The 14,179-nt window shown below is 65.9% G+C and carries 10 protein-coding genes; 3 read left to right on the top strand and 7 right to left on the bottom strand.

The window, feature by feature from the left end; all coding sequences use genetic code 11:
- Nucleotide 1: 1 nt before the first annotated feature.
- The 5 genes from K9U15_RS01145 to K9U15_RS01125 form a co-directional block, all read right to left on the bottom strand.
- Nucleotides 2-2,800 (bottom strand): FtsW/RodA/SpoVE family cell cycle protein, encoded by a 2,799-nt coding sequence (locus K9U15_RS01145; protein ID WP_154269959.1) that lies wholly within the window; start codon nt 2,798-2,800, stop codon nt 2-4.
- Nucleotides 2,797-4,017 (bottom strand): Stp1/IreP family PP2C-type Ser/Thr phosphatase, encoded by a 1,221-nt coding sequence (locus K9U15_RS01140; RefSeq protein ID WP_301155459.1) that lies wholly within the window; start codon nt 4,015-4,017, stop codon nt 2,797-2,799. Before K9U15_RS01140 ends, K9U15_RS01145 begins: the two co-directional genes overlap by 4 nt.
- Complete coding sequence (locus tag K9U15_RS01135; RefSeq protein ID WP_041239204.1) at nt 4,017-4,430, bottom strand: FHA domain-containing protein; 414 nt, start codon at nt 4,428-4,430, stop codon at nt 4,017-4,019. Before K9U15_RS01135 ends, K9U15_RS01140 begins: the two co-directional genes overlap by 1 nt.
- A 54-nt stretch (nt 4,431-4,484) precedes the next feature.
- Nucleotides 4,485-5,861: a DUF3662 and FHA domain-containing protein gene (locus K9U15_RS01130; protein ID WP_096227565.1), complete on the bottom strand. Its 1,377-nt coding sequence runs from the start codon at nt 5,859-5,861 to the stop codon at nt 4,485-4,487.
- 528 nt (nt 5,862-6,389) lie between these two features.
- Nucleotides 6,390-6,992: a TetR/AcrR family transcriptional regulator gene (locus K9U15_RS01125; protein WP_301155458.1), complete on the bottom strand. Its 603-nt coding sequence runs from the start codon at nt 6,990-6,992 to the stop codon at nt 6,390-6,392.
- A 168-nt stretch (nt 6,993-7,160) separates the two neighbouring features.
- Here K9U15_RS01125 and K9U15_RS01120 point away from each other — a divergent pair, with 168 nt between their 5' ends.
- Both K9U15_RS01120 and K9U15_RS01115 read left to right on the top strand, forming a co-directional pair.
- The gene (locus K9U15_RS01120; RefSeq protein ID WP_154269962.1) at nt 7,161-7,808 is read left to right on the top strand and encodes a hypothetical protein; all 648 of its coding nucleotides are present in this window, start codon (nt 7,161-7,163) and stop codon (nt 7,806-7,808) included.
- A gap of 57 nt (nt 7,809-7,865) precedes the next feature.
- Nucleotides 7,866-10,160, top strand: coding sequence for an MFS transporter (locus K9U15_RS01115; RefSeq protein ID WP_301155457.1), 2,295 nt, complete (start codon nt 7,866-7,868; stop codon nt 10,158-10,160).
- 82 nt (nt 10,161-10,242) lie between these two features.
- Here the strand turns inward: K9U15_RS01115 and K9U15_RS01110 are convergent, their stop codons facing one another.
- Complete coding sequence (locus tag K9U15_RS01110; RefSeq protein ID WP_301155456.1) at nt 10,243-11,274, bottom strand: DMT family transporter; 1,032 nt, start codon at nt 11,272-11,274, stop codon at nt 10,243-10,245.
- Nucleotides 11,275-11,410: 136 nt separating this feature from the next.
- On the opposite strand from K9U15_RS01110, the gene K9U15_RS01105 reads away from it, so the two are divergent.
- Complete coding sequence (locus K9U15_RS01105; protein ID WP_301155455.1) at nt 11,411-13,144, top strand: AarF/UbiB family protein; 1,734 nt, start codon at nt 11,411-11,413, stop codon at nt 13,142-13,144.
- Nucleotides 13,145-13,320: 176 nt separating this feature from the next.
- Here the strand turns inward: K9U15_RS01105 and K9U15_RS01100 are convergent, their stop codons facing one another.
- Entirely contained in the window at nt 13,321-14,133 is an 813-nt protein-coding gene (locus K9U15_RS01100; protein ID WP_087190746.1) for a family 1 encapsulin nanocompartment shell protein, read from the bottom strand.
- Nucleotides 14,134-14,179 lie beyond the last annotated feature (46 nt).

Below are 14,179 nucleotides of genomic sequence, written 5' to 3'. Positions count from 1 at the left end.
TTTACAAAAGCCCTTGCACCTGCAGGGCCGTTCTCAACACATTCTGCGCCCGTTCGGTGCCCATGCCCTCGTCGGCAAGCTCAAGGTTGATGGCCACCACGACGCGCGGGTTGTCAGCGGGCGCCATTCCCACGAACCAGCTGTCGTTGCCGTTCTCCTTCTCGGCCGTGCCGGTCTTGCCGGCCACCTCCACGCCGGGGAGGGCGGCGGCCGTGCCCGTGCCGTCCGTGACAACGCCCTTGAGCACGTCCTTCACGCGGTTGGCCGTCTCCTTGCTCACGGCCTGCAGGAACTTGTTCGGCGTGGCGGTGAAGCTGCGCTCGCCGTTGGCGTTGTAGACGCCCTCTACCAGGTAGGGGTTCATGATGGCGCCGTCGTTGGCGATGGCGCAGCCCACGAGGGCCATCTCCAGAACGGTGGCCTGGGGCCCGGCGGGGCTGGGGTGGTTCTGGGGGTTCACCGGCTCGCCGGCGGCCGACCAGGCCAGCTCCCACTTCGTCATCTCGTCGGGCTCGGCCATGAGCGAGGTGGCGGTGTTCAGCGTGAAGTCGATCTTGCGGTTGAAGCCGAACTTGTCGGCGCCGTCCACGAGCTTCTCCGCACCCATCTCAACGCCCAGCTGGCCGAACACGGTGTTGCTGGACAGTTCGGTGGCGCGGGCGAGCGTGATGTCGCCGTATGAGTTCTTGTTGAAGTTCGTGACGGGCGCGTTGCCGATGTCCATGGTGCCCGGCGACGAGAACACGGTGTCCTCGCTGGCAACGCCGTCCTCGAGCGCCGTTGCGAGCGTGACGATCTTGAACGTGGAGCCGGGGGCGTAGAGCGTCTGTATCGCGCGGTTCAGCAGCGTGCTCTCGCCGTCGGGGTTGGCGTTGGCCTTCTCTATCTCGGCGGCGAAGTCGGCCGCGTCGTAGGTGGGCGACGACGCCATGCCCAGCACGGCGCCCGTCTCGGGGTCCATGACCACGCACGCGCCGGCGTAGCCGGAGAGCGCGTCCTGGGCCGCCTGCTGTATCTTCGAGTTCAGCGTGAGCGTGACGTCGTTGCCGGGGGCGCCGATGCCGGCGAGCGAGTTCAGCACGTCGGTCCAGCTGGCGAAGTTCTGCTGGCCCTTCAGCGTGTCGTTCTCGGCGGCCTCGATGCCGGATGTGCCGAACTGGGTGGACGCGTAGCCCACGATGTGGGTGGCCAGGTTGCCGGCCGGGTAGACGCGCTCGTAGGTGCCGTCCTCCTGCTGCACGCTCTGCGCGAGGATCACGCCGTCGTAGGTGGATATGGTGCCGCGCTCGGTGCGCGACTCCTTAGCCAGCGTATGGTTGTTGCCGGGCATGTTCTGGTAGTAGTTCGCCTGCACCACCATGATGAGCGTGAGGTTGGCCACGAGAAGGGCGAACAGCACGGCGAAGATGCGCATACCGCTGGTGAGCCGCTTGCCCAGCGACACGCGCCCGAGCACGCTGTTCGCATGCAACGAGGTGGTGGCGCTGGCCATTTCCTCGCCCACGCCCGTGCCCTCGTCGCCGCAGCGCAGCAGGAAGCCCACGATGATGAAGCTGGCCAGAAGCGACGAGCCGCCCTGGCTGATGAAGGGCAGCGTGATGCCGGTCAGGGGGATGAGGCGCGTGATGCCGCCCACGATGATGAACGCCTGCAGAACCACGATGGACGTGAGGCCCACCGCAACGAACGAGCTGACGTCGCTCTTCGCGCGCGCCGCCGTCACGAAGCCGCGGATGGCGAAGCACAGGAACAACAGCAGCACGCCGGCCGCGCCCAGAAGGCCGATCTCCTCGGCGATAATGGTGAAGATGAAGTCGCTTTCCGCAACGGGGATCTGGGGAAGCCCATTGCCCCCGCCGGCCAGGCCGCGTCCGAGCCCCACGCCGAACAGGTCGCCGTCGGCGATGGAGTAGAGCGATTGAACCAGCTGGTAGCCCGTGTCCTGCGCATCGGCGAACGGGTCGAGCCATATGTCCACGCGCGTTTGCACGTGCCCGAACGCCAGGTACGCGCCCACTCCGCCGACGGCGATGAGCCCAAGGCCCACCACGAGGTAGAACTTCTTGCCCGTGGCCACGTAGAGCATGATAAGGAACACGAAGAAGAACACGAGCGCGCTGCCGAGATCTTTCTCGAACACCACGATGAGCAAGGCGACCAGCCACATGAGCAGAAGCGGCAGCAGCGTGCGGATGTCGGGCAGGTTGAACGGGCCTGCGCGCCACGTGAACACGGAGAGCATCTCGCGGTTCTGGGCGAGGTAGCCCGCCAGGAACAGCACGATGGCTATCTTGGCTATCTCGCCAGGTTGGAACGAGAACACGCCGGGAATGCCGATCCAGATGCGACTGCCGTAGATCTCCTGTCCGATGACCGGCAGAAGCGGCGAGAGCAGCAATGCGAAGCCCACGATCATGAGCGTGTACTTGTAGTTGGCCACCTTGTCCAGGTTGCGGAACAGCACGAGCACGAGCAACATGCACACCACGCCCAGGAACAGCCACATCACCTGGTTGATGGCGATACTGGACTTGTCAGCATAGGGTGCGAGCCGCGTGATGAACGCGATGCCGATGCCCGACAGCGCGAACGCGATGGGCAGGATGGCCGGGTCGGACTTGGGCGCGAACCTGCGCACGGCCAAATGCGCGATGACGAACGCCGCGAAGATGCCGATGGGCACGCCCAGCGTGGTCAGGCCGAGACTCTGACCTTGGTTGACGGCCAGCATGGCGAACAGCAGCACCACGATGGGCGCCGCCACGCACAGCAGGACGAGCTCGATGTTGCGGCGCGTCATGCGGCACCGCCTTGCAAGTTGGCAGGCTCCGGCGGGTTCGCGTCGTGCGTGCCGCCGGTGCTGCCGGCTGCGTCGGTTGCGGGAGCGCCGGCATCCGCCGCATCGTCCCCGGTTGGCTTGCTCTTGGCGTCGATGTCCTCTTGGTACTCCTTGACCAGCGACTCGGCGGCCTCCACGCTGTCGACGCGCCAGCCTTCCTTAAGCCGTTCCTGGAACCCGGGCTGCAGATCGCTCACTGACACGTCGGTGGTCTTCACCAGCTCGGAGTAGCCGAGGCCGAACACGCTGCCCGGCACGCCGCGGTAGATGGCCACCTTGCCATTGTCGTTTGCGAGGTAGGCGGCGTTGTGCAGGTACTCGTTCGTGCCCCAGGCCGTGCCGCCCACGATGGCGGCGAACAGCACGAGCACGAGCGCGATGGAGAGCTTCGTCTTGCGCGCCATCTTCTTGCGGCGCACCTCGGCGAAGCCCGTGACGTCCGCCACGATGACGGTGACGTTGTCGTGGCCGCCGTTGGCGATAGCCTCGTTCACCAGCTGCGATGCGCAGCGCTGTGGGTCGCGCACACGGGCGAGCGTCGATTCTATGTCGTTGTCGCACACCATGCCCGACAGGCCGTCGGAGCAGATGAGCAGGCGGTCGCCCGTCTCCACGTTGATCTCGTACAGATCGGGCTGCGTATGCGGGTCGCTCCCCAGCGCCCGCGTTATGACGGAGCGGTTCGGGTGCGTGCGCGCCTCCTCGGGCGTGAGCTGCCCAGCCTCTATCATGTCGGCCATCAGGCTGTGGTCGCGCGTGAGCTGTTGGAGCTTGCCCTGGTGCAGCAGGTAGGCCCGCGAGTCGCCCACCTGGGCGATGATGAGCCGTTCGCCCTCCAGCATGGCAGCGGTCATGGTGGTGCCCATGCCCTCGCGGCCCCGCCCCTCGTGGGCAGCGACGATGATGGCGCGGTTCGCCTCCTCCACGGCGCGTCCCAGCGCCTCGGGGTCGGGATGCGCGGGCGCGCGCTCGGCCAGCACGTTCACGGCGATTTCCGAAGCCACCTCGCCGGCTGCGTGCCCGCCCATGCCGTCGGCGACGGCGAACAGGGGGGGTGCCACCACGAGGCTGTCCTCGTTGTGGTCGCGCAGGCAGCCGATGTCCGTGCGGCTCCCGAACGTGGTGGTGGCGCCCTTGCGCGTGTGCGGCGTGGACTTGTACGGGCGCTCGGCGGCCATCAGGCAAACCTCACGCGGATGGCCACGTCGCCCACGTTGACCACGTCGCCGTTCTTGAGCGCTACCGGTTCGCCGATGACCTGGCCGTTCACGGCAGTGCCGTTCGTCGATCCCAGGTCTTCCACGAACAGGTTCTGCCCCATGAGGGAGAAGCGCGCGTGGCGGCCGGACACGTAACCCGCGCCCACCACGATGTCGGCGCCGGGGCTGCGGCCCACGATGACGGGCCCGCGCACGACGATGGACACGCCGCGCAGCTCCTTCGGCCCGCGCTCCACCGACAGGTTCCAGGTGCGCTCCTTTTTACGTTGGCCGCGCACGAGGCCTATCCCCGTCTTCATGAGGGCGAACAGGAACAGGTAGAGCAGCGCGACGAACAGCAGGCGTCCGATCAGCAGTACGACGTCGATCACGAGTACACCCCTCGCTCTGTGCGGTTAACAACTTTCACGCATGCGCCTTTCGCGTTATTGGGCCTGGGTGAACACGTAGTTCGTCATGCCGATGGTGATACGGTCGCCCTCGCGCAGCGGGTGCGTGGCGATCTCCGCGCCGTTGACGAGCGTGCCGTTCGTGGAGCCCAGGTCGGTGATGGTCCAGACGCCCTGGGGCTCGAAGCGCAGCTCGGCATGGGTGCGGCTGGCGTTGATGTCGTGGACGACGATGTCGTTCTTCGACTCGCGGCCCATGAGCAGGCGCGCCGAAGCCAGCGAGTAGGTGCGGTTGTTCGTGGTGTCGATGAGGCTGGCGCGCACGGCTGCCTGGTTCGGCACGGGGCTCGCCTGCGCCGCGCCGCCTGCGAACACCACCGTGTCGGCGGCGACGGGAGCGCCGGCGGGTACGGCTGCGCCGGGCTGGGCAGCGTAGGAGGCGGCGGCGCCTGCCATGCCAGCTGCGGCGGCCCCCATGGCGGCGCCGGCCGCACCGGAGACGGGCGCACCCTGCGAGCGGCCGTTCTGGCGGTAGTCGTCGAAATCCTGGCTGTCGAACGTGTACTCGCCGTAGTCGATGGAGTAGTCGATCTCGTCCTCGGGCACATAGGGCAGCGGCGGCTTGCCGTTCGGGTCGAAGTCGCCGTAGGCGTCCTGTGCGCCGAACTCATCGAAACCGGCGTCGAGGTCCTGGTAAGGCTGGGGCTGCGGGTGGGCGGGCGCCGCTGCAGCGTTGGGGTAGCCTGCGGCATTCGGGGCGGGATATTCCGGCGCCGGCTGCGCGGCTGGGGCATAGCCCTGCTCGACCGCCCCGGGAAAGCCGGGGTAGGCGGCATCATCGTAGGCGTCAACTGCATAGGCGGGCGCCGGGGCGCCGTAGCCACCGGCGGGGGATGCGGGGGCGGGCTGGCCGTAGCCGTAGGGCTGTGCGGGCGCGGCGCCGTAGCCGGGCGCGGGCGCTGGGGCGCCGTATCCGGCCGGGGCCTGACCGCCGCCGATGCCGTAGCGCTGCATCTCCTCGGCGCGCAGCTGGGCGATTATGGGCGCCGCCACCGGTTCGGCGATGACGTCGAACTTGCCGTGCTTCAGCCCGTCGTCCACGATGAAACGCACGAGCGGCTGGCCGTCCATGACCAGGCCCTCGTCCGCGGCCTTCGCCGCCAGATACGTCTCCGTCTCGCCGGCCAACGTGGGGTAGTAGCCGAACAGGCGCTGGTCGTCGTCGGGGTTCACCAGCACCGTGTAGAGCGTGGGGGCGTACTGCTTGCCGGCGCCCACCATCTTCTCGCGGCGCATCTGCTTCTCGGCCTTCTTGGCAATCTGCACGGGCGAGATGGGCGCGTTGGCCATGCGGTCGGCCGCGCCCTCGAACGTGTCCTCCATCTTGCCCTCGAACCTCGAAAGAAAGCCCATTGCGTCTCCTTTATAGCACGCGCCCGGCCCGGGAGGGCTGCCTCGCGGGGGCGGCGCCGAGCGTCGCATCGTGCGCGGGGCGGGCATCGTGTGCGCATCAACGGTTCGCGCCTGCGCGACCCTGGTTGCCGTGTGTCCCTGCATATGACTATGCAATGCTCCATCTTGCCATAAACCCGTTGCCTTCTCGGCATCCTTTACGCAATCGTCATTATTCTGAAGAGCAGGAATCTCTTTCCGGAATCTTCGATGGAGCCTTTCCTTGAACCTCTCCTGTCCGGGGTTTTCGCCAAACTGCTTTGGCAGTGGCTTCCGACTGCGCCGCTTCGCCTTCCAGATCTTGAGATGCTCGCCAGGACTCGGTGTGCTCGCGCCGGGAGTTTCCTGAAAATCGTGTGCCACGCTACGAAGGGAGGGGCATGTCAAGTGCAGCGTACTGCGCAGGATGAGCGGCCGTCGCTACGTGTGGCGGCCAGTGAGTGTGCGAGCATGGCCCGACCGTGCGGTGATCCGGCCGGGCCAAGCGCTTTACTTGGCTGCGTCGTCCTCTTTCAGAATGAGGCTCACGGCTTTCTGGATGGTTTCGCGGTCGTAGGGAACTCCCATGAAGCAGGAGTTGATGATGGCGCCTTCCATGAACGCGCAGAGGATCTTCGCGCGCTGCTCGTCCATGAACGGCGCGCACCTGCGCAAAAACGACTCGAAGGCGCTCCTCGTGATGTCTTCGACGTCCGGATCCTCGATGGCCGCAGCATAGAGGGCGGCGTCGGCGTGCACCCGCTGCTGGTCCGAGAGATACTCGTTGATGAAGTCGGCAAGCGCCGTCGCGTTCTGGATTCCCTGCTCGGTGACGCGGAACGCCTCGTCGTACTCGTGCTCGATCCTGCGGGCGACCTCGGCTAAGCCCTCGCGGCGCAGCTCGTCGATGCTCTTGAAATACTGGGTGGTCGAGCCCAAGGGCACGCCGGCCTCTTCCGCCACCCGCCTGTTGGTGATTTTGCTGCTTCCCTCACGTGCTATGAGGTTGGCAGCGGCGTCGATGATGGCCTGCCGTCGACCGGCAGGGTCTCGCGGCGCGCGCTTCTTCGGCTTCTTCCCGGACCTCTCTGTCTTCGTCGTGTCTTCTTCCACGGGCAACCTCCTGTGCCGTCCGCTGTCTTACTGCTGTCTCCGTGATCCTATTCTAGTCGAAATTTTTCTTAATGTACACTTGAACATTAACTTTCCAGCTGCTATGCTTTGTAGTGTACATAAGTACATTAACTAAGTTCCAAGGGTTTTCGAAGGGAGAAGAGGTCGATGAACATGAAGAGGATAGGCACCCTGGCAGCCGCTTTCGCCTTGACCGCGTTTGCCGCCTGCGCGCTCGCCGGCTGCGGAGCGAGTCTGGACCGCGAAGTGACCGTGCAGGACATAACGTTCAAGGTCCCGAAAACGTGGCTGGAAAGCCCGGGCGGCAACGGCTCGAGCGGAGCGGTCGTGTTCACGGAGGACAACGAGGACTTGGATGAGGACGAGACGGGCAACAGCCTGACTATCAGCTACGAGAAGCTTGGCGCGCCGACGGCCGCCGTTGTCGAGGAACAGGTCGGGGCCGCCGAGCAAGAGGGCGAGGTCATCGAGGAAGAGGGTGCCAAGCCGGCTGAGAAGGCCGAAAGCGCCAAGCCCGTTGCCCGCACGGCAGCCGAGGCCATCGCGGCCAAGCGGACCGATCTGGAGAAGAAGTATGGGATTACCGCGTGGAGCATCGACAAAGAGAAGTCCAAGGTGATCGACGGTGCCCAGGTTACGGTGTACGAGTACAGCTTCGTCAAGGACATTGAGGGTCAGAAGCGTAAGTACGAGAGCAAGACGGCCTATGTCGTCACTACCGACACGCTCTACGAGATCGCGGTCGTGGGCGACAAGGCGGACATCAACGGCGTCGTGGACAGCATCGAGCTGTAAGCGTCGAGAAGGAGAGCAACGTATCTGAGAGAACACCGGTAGGAAGGTACACCCATTATGGATGATTCTATTGTTATCAAGCCGCAAACGCTCTCGAAGGGCCGTTTGTGGACAGCTCTCATCGCGATATTGTTGGGACAGTTCGTGGTCGCCATCGACCTCACCGTTCTCAACATCGCGCTGCCCGAGCTCACTCGGGACCTCAGTCCCTCGTCAGACCAGCTTCTCTGGGTGGTCGACGTCTACTCGCTCGTCTTGGCGGGCTTCCTCGTTGCCACCAGCTCGCTTTCGGATAGGTTCGGCAGGAAGAAGATGCTTCTCGCAGGCTTCCTGATCTTTGGCATCGGCTCGGTGCTGGTCGTGTTCATAAACGACGCAAGCCAGCTCATTGCCATCCGGGCTTTCTTGGGTATCGGCGGTGCGATGATCATGCCCATCATCATATCCATGATCCGAAGCATCTTCACGGATTCGAAGGAGCGCGCGATAGCCGTGGCCGCCTGGTCGGCCATCAGCGCCATCGGCATGGCGGCCGGCCCGCTCATCGGCGGCTTTCTGCTGGAGCACTTCAATTGGCACTCGGCGTTCCTCGTGAACGTGCCCATCGTGGGCGTCGCCTTCCTGCTCGGCATGTTCGCCATGCCGGAGGTGAAGCTCAAGAACCCCGGGCGCTTCGACGTTCTGGGGTCGGTGCTTGCCCTCGCCGGCATGGTAGCGCTTCTGTGGGGCATCAAGCACCTTGCGGCCGAACTCGCGTTCGACGTTCCCGGCGCGGCGGCAACCCTCGGCGGCCTGGCGCTCATGGCCCTGTTCGTCTTCCGATGCCTGAAATCGCCGCATCCCATCGTCGATCTTTCCCTGTTCCGCAGCCGGACGTTCTCGGCCGGCGTCATCGCCACCATGGCGTGCACGTTCGCCCTGGCCGTGCTCTTGTACATGCTGGCCCAGTGGCTGCAGCTGGTCAACGGCGACGGCACGCTCGAATCGGGCATCCACCTCATTCCTATGTCGGTGGCCACGCTGATCTCGAGCTTGGGCGCGGCTGCCCTTGCCATGCGCTATCAGGCGCGGCACGTGGTGGCGGCCGGCCTGGGACTCGCTTCGGTGGCCATGCTCATGATGTTCTTCTTCCAGGACGACCTCTCCCTCACCGTCGTCATCGTGTCCACCTGCCTGGTGGGCCTGGGAACCGGCGCCCTGGCAATCGGCGCATCGCTCATCATGGCCGAGACGCCCGTTGAGAAGGCGTCGAGCGCGGGCAGCCTCCAGGAGATATCCTACGACCTGGGCAACGTGCTGGGTGTGGCCATCCTGGGAAGCCTCGCCTCCATCATCTACCGCTCGGAGCTCGGCACCGGCGCCCTGCGCGCCATGGGCCTGGACGGGCAGCTGATCAACGCCGCGAAGCAGTCGTTCGCGGCGACCACCGAGATCGGCAACATGCTCGGAATGCCCGAGCTGATCCAACGAGGTGCGGACGCGTTCAACCAGTCCCTGGTCGTGACGTGCCTTGCGGGTGGCGTTATCATCCTGGTGGCGGCTGTTCTCGTGCGGAGGCTCATCCCTAAGGGGTTGAAGATCACCGAGGAAAGCGATGCGGAAGTCCCATCGGACGATCGCTCGCTGCCCGCATCGGGCGAAGGCCCGTCGGTTGACGGCGGCGATGTCGGTGCCGCCCAGCCTGAGCCTGCCGGGAACGCATCCGCCGCGAACCTGGACGACGTGAAGATGCTGCCCGGGGCCTTCCCCGTGCCTGCCGCGACCCTGTCCCGCGAGGGAGGTGCTCCGGCGCAGTCTGCGGCGCTCGCCAAGATCATCGAGGACGCGGGGATAGGCGTGGTGAACGTGCCTCTCGACATCGCCACCTTGGATCGGATGGGGGAGATGTGCAACGACCTGGGGATCGACGTGACCACGGCGTTCATCGTGCTCGCCAAGAAGGCGGTGGAGGAAGGCCGGCTCCCGCTCGGCCTGCCCGCCGACGCGGGGTGCGGCGCCGAGGATCTGGCTCGCATCGAACGCAACGTGGAGGCCCTCGACGAGGGACGCGGGGTAATGCACGAGTCGGACGACCGGATGAGGACGTGGGCCCCCGAGGCATGGGCGGACTACCGCTCGTGGAAGAGCCAGGACGAGGATGTCCACCGCTTGGTCAAGACGCTCGTCACGAGCATCGAGTCCGACGGAGCGGGTGCGGGGATCGGCGATCCCCGGCCGCTGAAGGCAGGCGAGACGTCGCTCTGGACACGCCGCATAGCCGACGACCACCTGCTGGTGTACCGCATGGACGGCGACGACCTGCAGATCGTCGCGTGCAGAAGCCACGCCAACACCCCGGTGCAGCCGTCGTAGGAGCCTTCCCTCCCTCCTCTTCGGCTTGAGCAAGGCGGCCCTCCTATTCGGGAGGGCCGCCATTGCTTTGTAGGACACCCGGCTAATCGGACAGAGGGTTCGAATCGTCCGGTAAGAGCCGCTCGGTTGCCGGTGCAGCCTGCGCTTCGAGCTGCGTTTTGTCCGATTCCGCCTGTGACCCTACTTGCGCATTTGTCCTCGCGTCCGCCTTCCGCGCGGCACGCTGCGGCAGGTACTCGCTCACCACGATGCCGGCGAAGATGAGGGCGAAGCCGGCGAACAGCGGTGCCGAGAGCAGCTCGCCTAGGAACAGCACCGAGAACAGCACGCCGAACACCGACTCCGTGGCCAGGAACAGCGAGGCGGGCGCCGGGTCCACGTGGGCCACTGCCAGGTTCTGCAGCAGCAGAGCAACGCAGGAGGCGAATACGGCCAGGTAGGCCAGACTCGTCCACGTGTCGGCGCCGAGCGCCGCGAAGTTCGGCATCGGCTCGAGCGCCAGCCCGGCCGCGAGGCCCAGAAGGCCCGCCACCAAGAACTGGATGACGGTAAGCAACGTCATGTCGCACCCGGGCGCGAACTTCGCCGTGTACACCACATGGAAGCTCAAAAACAGGGCGGACAGCAGCGTGATCAGGTCGCCGAAACGCAACGAGAACCCGGCCGCGCCCGCGAACGACACGCATCCCACGCCCGCCACGCACACCACGGCGGCGGCGAGGTTGAAGCGCGTGGGCCGCGGCCCGTGCAGCGCCCAGCCGAGGAACGGGATGATCACACAGTACAGCGACGTGAGGAAGGAGCTGTTCGACGCCGTGGTGTCGGTGAGCCCGGTGGAGTTGCTCCAGTAGGCCAGGAACACCATCACGCCCAGCACGGAGCCCTTGCACAGGTGCTCGGCGTCGATGCGCTTCCTGAAGCGGGGCAGCATGACCACGCCCAGGATGATGCCCGCGGCCGTGAAGCGCACGCCCACGATCCATGCGGGCGGGAACGCATCCACCGTCGACTTGATGACGACGGTTCCCAGCCCCCAGATGGCGGCAGCCACCAGCAAGAACGCTTTGTACGTCCAAAGCGGCAGCGAAGCGGGTGTTTTCAGGATGCGGGCCATGGTCGCTGCATCATACCACGGCTGTTCCGACGGGGCGGCGTCCAGGTTTCAGCTTGCTGTTGAAAGAGGGCATCAGAAGCCTCGTCCGAACGGCGCATGCTACGATGGGGCGGTTATCATGACGAGGAGGCGAAGCATGCCCACGTTCCGCGAGGTGCTGCGTGCGGCCGAGATCACCATCAAAGACAACACGTCCGGTCGCCGCATGCATGAGATAGAGAAGATACTCCGCGCCCATCACGCGTTCTCCGGCCTGACGCCCGAGAAGGCCACGGCCATTCTCGAGGATCTGGGACCCACATTCGTGAAGATGGGGCAGATCGCCTCGAATCGCAGCGATGTCATTCCCAAGGCCTATGCCGATGCGTTCAAGCAGCTGCGCGCCAACGTGGCGCCCGTGCCGTTCGAGGTGATCGTGCAGACGATCGAGGAATCGCTCGGGCACCCATGGCGCGAGACGTTCGCCGACATCGAGGAGAAGCCCCTGGGCTCGGCCTCGGTAGCGCAGGTGCACCGTGCCCGGCTGGCGCAAGGGCTGGGCGACCCGGTGGCGGCGGGCGCACAAGAGGAGCGGCCCACGACGAACGCGGCAGGAGGCGGCGCCGCAACGGCGCAGGGGCCGGTGGTGGCCGTGAAGGTGCGCCGCCCGAACGTGGTGGAGCAGATGGCCGAGGACATCACGCTCATCCGGCACGCGCTGGCGCTGGCCGACCTCACGCACATGACCGACGGCATCATGCTCACGCTGGGCGATTTGGTGGACGAGCTGGCGCGCACGACGGCCGAGGAGCTGGATTTCACCGTGGAGCTGGGAAACCTGGAGCGCTTCGGCGCCGAGCTGGCGAGCCAACCCCATGTGGAGAGCCCCCGCCCGTACCCTGAGTTCAGCACCGATAAGGTGCTGGTCATGGAGTACGTGGAGGGCGCGCACATCAACGACCTGCCCGCGCTGCGCGCCCAGGGCGACGACCCGGCCGCACTCGGGCGCCGGCTGGCGGAGAGCTACGTGACGCAGGTCATCGATGACGGCTTCTTCCATGCCGACCCGCATCCGGGCAACATTCTCGTGCGCGGCGAGGACATCGTGTGGATCGACCTGGGCATGACGGGCACGCTCTCCGCTTCCGAGCGCGCCATCGTGGGCCGGCTGTTCGCTTCCGTGGCGAAGAACGACCCATACGCCCTGAAGGACGCGTTGTTGGCGTTGGCTAAGGCGCATGGCCCGGTGGACCACGGTCTGCTGCTCGGCCAGATAAGCGCGCTGCTGGATTCGTATGCGTCGATCGACCTGGCGGACATCAACGTGGGCACGGCGCTGCTCGACGTCATAGAGGTCATGCGCACGCAGAACCTCACGCTGCCGCCGTCGCTCACCATGCTCGCGCGCGGCATGGTGACCATCGAGGGCGTGCTGGTGGACATCGCGCCGGAAACGAGCGTGGTGGAGATCATCTCCGACCACGTGAAGCGGCAGGCGCTCAGCTTCGATGCCTTGGAATCGAAGGCGAAGAGCCTGCTCATGGCCTCGGCCGCTTCCGCCGAGGCGGCGACGCGGCTTCCTACGCAGGTGTCGCACACGCTGGACATGCTCGATCGCGGCCAGGTGGAGGTAGGCGCCGACCTGCATGTGCCGGCGGACTTCACGGCGGCGCTCTACGCGGTGAGCGGTACCGTGGCCATGGCGCTGATCTCGGCCGGCCTCTTCGTGGGCTCGAGCCTCATCGCCCAGACGGCCATGCAGCCCCAGCTGCTGGGCGTGCCCCTGCTGGGCATCCTCGGGTACCTGGGCGCGTTCGTGCTGGGCGTCTACGTCATCTGGCGCGTCCTGCTGACCCGCCACCAGCAGCGCAACGACGAGAAAGTGGAGTAGGGGGTTCCGCCGGCCTGACGGCCGTCGGAACCTGCCGACGCTGCGAAGGGCCGTGGTGCCCGATCTTCGCAGGATCCCAAAAGCTCACGTACCGAAGTACGCTTCGCTTTCGCGATCCTGCGAATCTCGGGCACCACGGCCCTTCTCGCTGACTTACTGCGCCAACCTGTGCGTTTTTACCCGAACACGACGATGGCGGCGGGGTCCTTCACGCGCAGGGCGGCCGTCTCCATGATGCGGAACGTGTGGTTGAAGTCGGCGAGCTCCAGGTAGCCAACCGAGAGGTCCAGGCCCACGGCCAGGTCCATATACTCGGGCTCGGCGCACACGAGCGCGGCCTTGCCGGGGGCGAGGGCGCTCGTCATGAACACGTTGTCGCCGATGAGCTTCTGGATGCGGTCGATCTCCAGCATGCCGGTGCTCGGCTGCAGGCGCTGCAGGTCCAGGAACAAATCGGGTGCAACCACCAGCGCATAGCGGCCCAGGTAGCCGGTCTTGGCCAGCTGCGAAACGGCGGCGGCCACGTCGGAGAAGCCGTTCTCGCCGGCCTTCCAATCGCCCTTCTTCACTTTCGCCGAGCCCTTCACGGTGAGCAAGCCGTCAGCGCCGAGGGCCTTGCTACCGTTCAGGACGAGGTCGTCCTCGCGGCGCGCGGCCTTCTTGGCGGCGGCGACGGCGGCGGACAGGTCGATGGGCAGGCCGGTTTGCGCGGCGAGCTCCAAGTCGCGTCCGAGCAGGGTGAAGTCCTCGTAGAACAGCGGCAGCTCCAGCTGCGTGCGTCCGACGATGCGGCCGATGCCGTCTTCCAAGATCTCTTCCTTGCCCACGCCGTCAACCGCGACGGTGGTGGCGCCGGGGCCCAGCGGCCCGAATACCTTCAGGAAGCGGCGGCAGGCAAGCTGCTTGCGCGCCGTGCCGATGACGGTGTCGTCGATGCGGTTCCAGAGCTCTGCCGACAGGTCGGCTGATTCTCGTGCCAAGTAGTCCATAATGCGGTCCTTTCGCTCATGGGAAAACGATACGCGGAGCAGATGG

Source organism: Gordonibacter sp. RACS_AR68, assembly GCF_030418485.1.
Taxonomy (GTDB): Bacteria; Actinomycetota; Coriobacteriia; order Coriobacteriales; family Eggerthellaceae; genus Gordonibacter; species Gordonibacter urolithinfaciens.
Note: the sequence above shows the minus strand (reverse complement) of the source record. Positions and strands in the feature narration are given on the sequence as shown.

What these genes read in the sequence shown, in the direction of transcription:
- K9U15_RS01115 (WP_301155457.1), top strand. Translation starts at nt 7,866, where the DNA reads ATGGATGATTCTATTGTTATCAAGCCGCAAACGCTCTCGAAGGGCCGT.
- K9U15_RS01120 (WP_154269962.1), top strand. Translation starts at nt 7,161, where the DNA reads ATGAACATGAAGAGGATAGGCACCCTGGCAGCCGCTTTCGCCTTGACC.
- K9U15_RS01105 (WP_301155455.1), top strand. Translation starts at nt 11,411, where the DNA reads ATGCCCACGTTCCGCGAGGTGCTGCGTGCGGCCGAGATCACCATCAAA.
- K9U15_RS01110 (WP_301155456.1), bottom strand. Translation starts at nt 11,274, where the DNA reads ATGGCCCGCATCCTGAAAACACCCGCTTCGCTGCCGCTTTGGACGTAC.
- K9U15_RS01130 (WP_096227565.1), bottom strand. Translation starts at nt 5,861, where the DNA reads ATGGGCTTTCTTTCGAGGTTCGAGGGCAAGATGGAGGACACGTTCGAG.
- K9U15_RS01140 (WP_301155459.1), bottom strand. Translation starts at nt 4,017, where the DNA reads ATGGCCGCCGAGCGCCCGTACAAGTCCACGCCGCACACGCGCAAGGGC.
- K9U15_RS01145 (WP_154269959.1), bottom strand. Translation starts at nt 2,800, where the DNA reads ATGACGCGCCGCAACATCGAGCTCGTCCTGCTGTGCGTGGCGGCGCCC.
- K9U15_RS01100 (WP_087190746.1), bottom strand. Translation starts at nt 14,133, where the DNA reads ATGGACTACTTGGCACGAGAATCAGCCGACCTGTCGGCAGAGCTCTGG.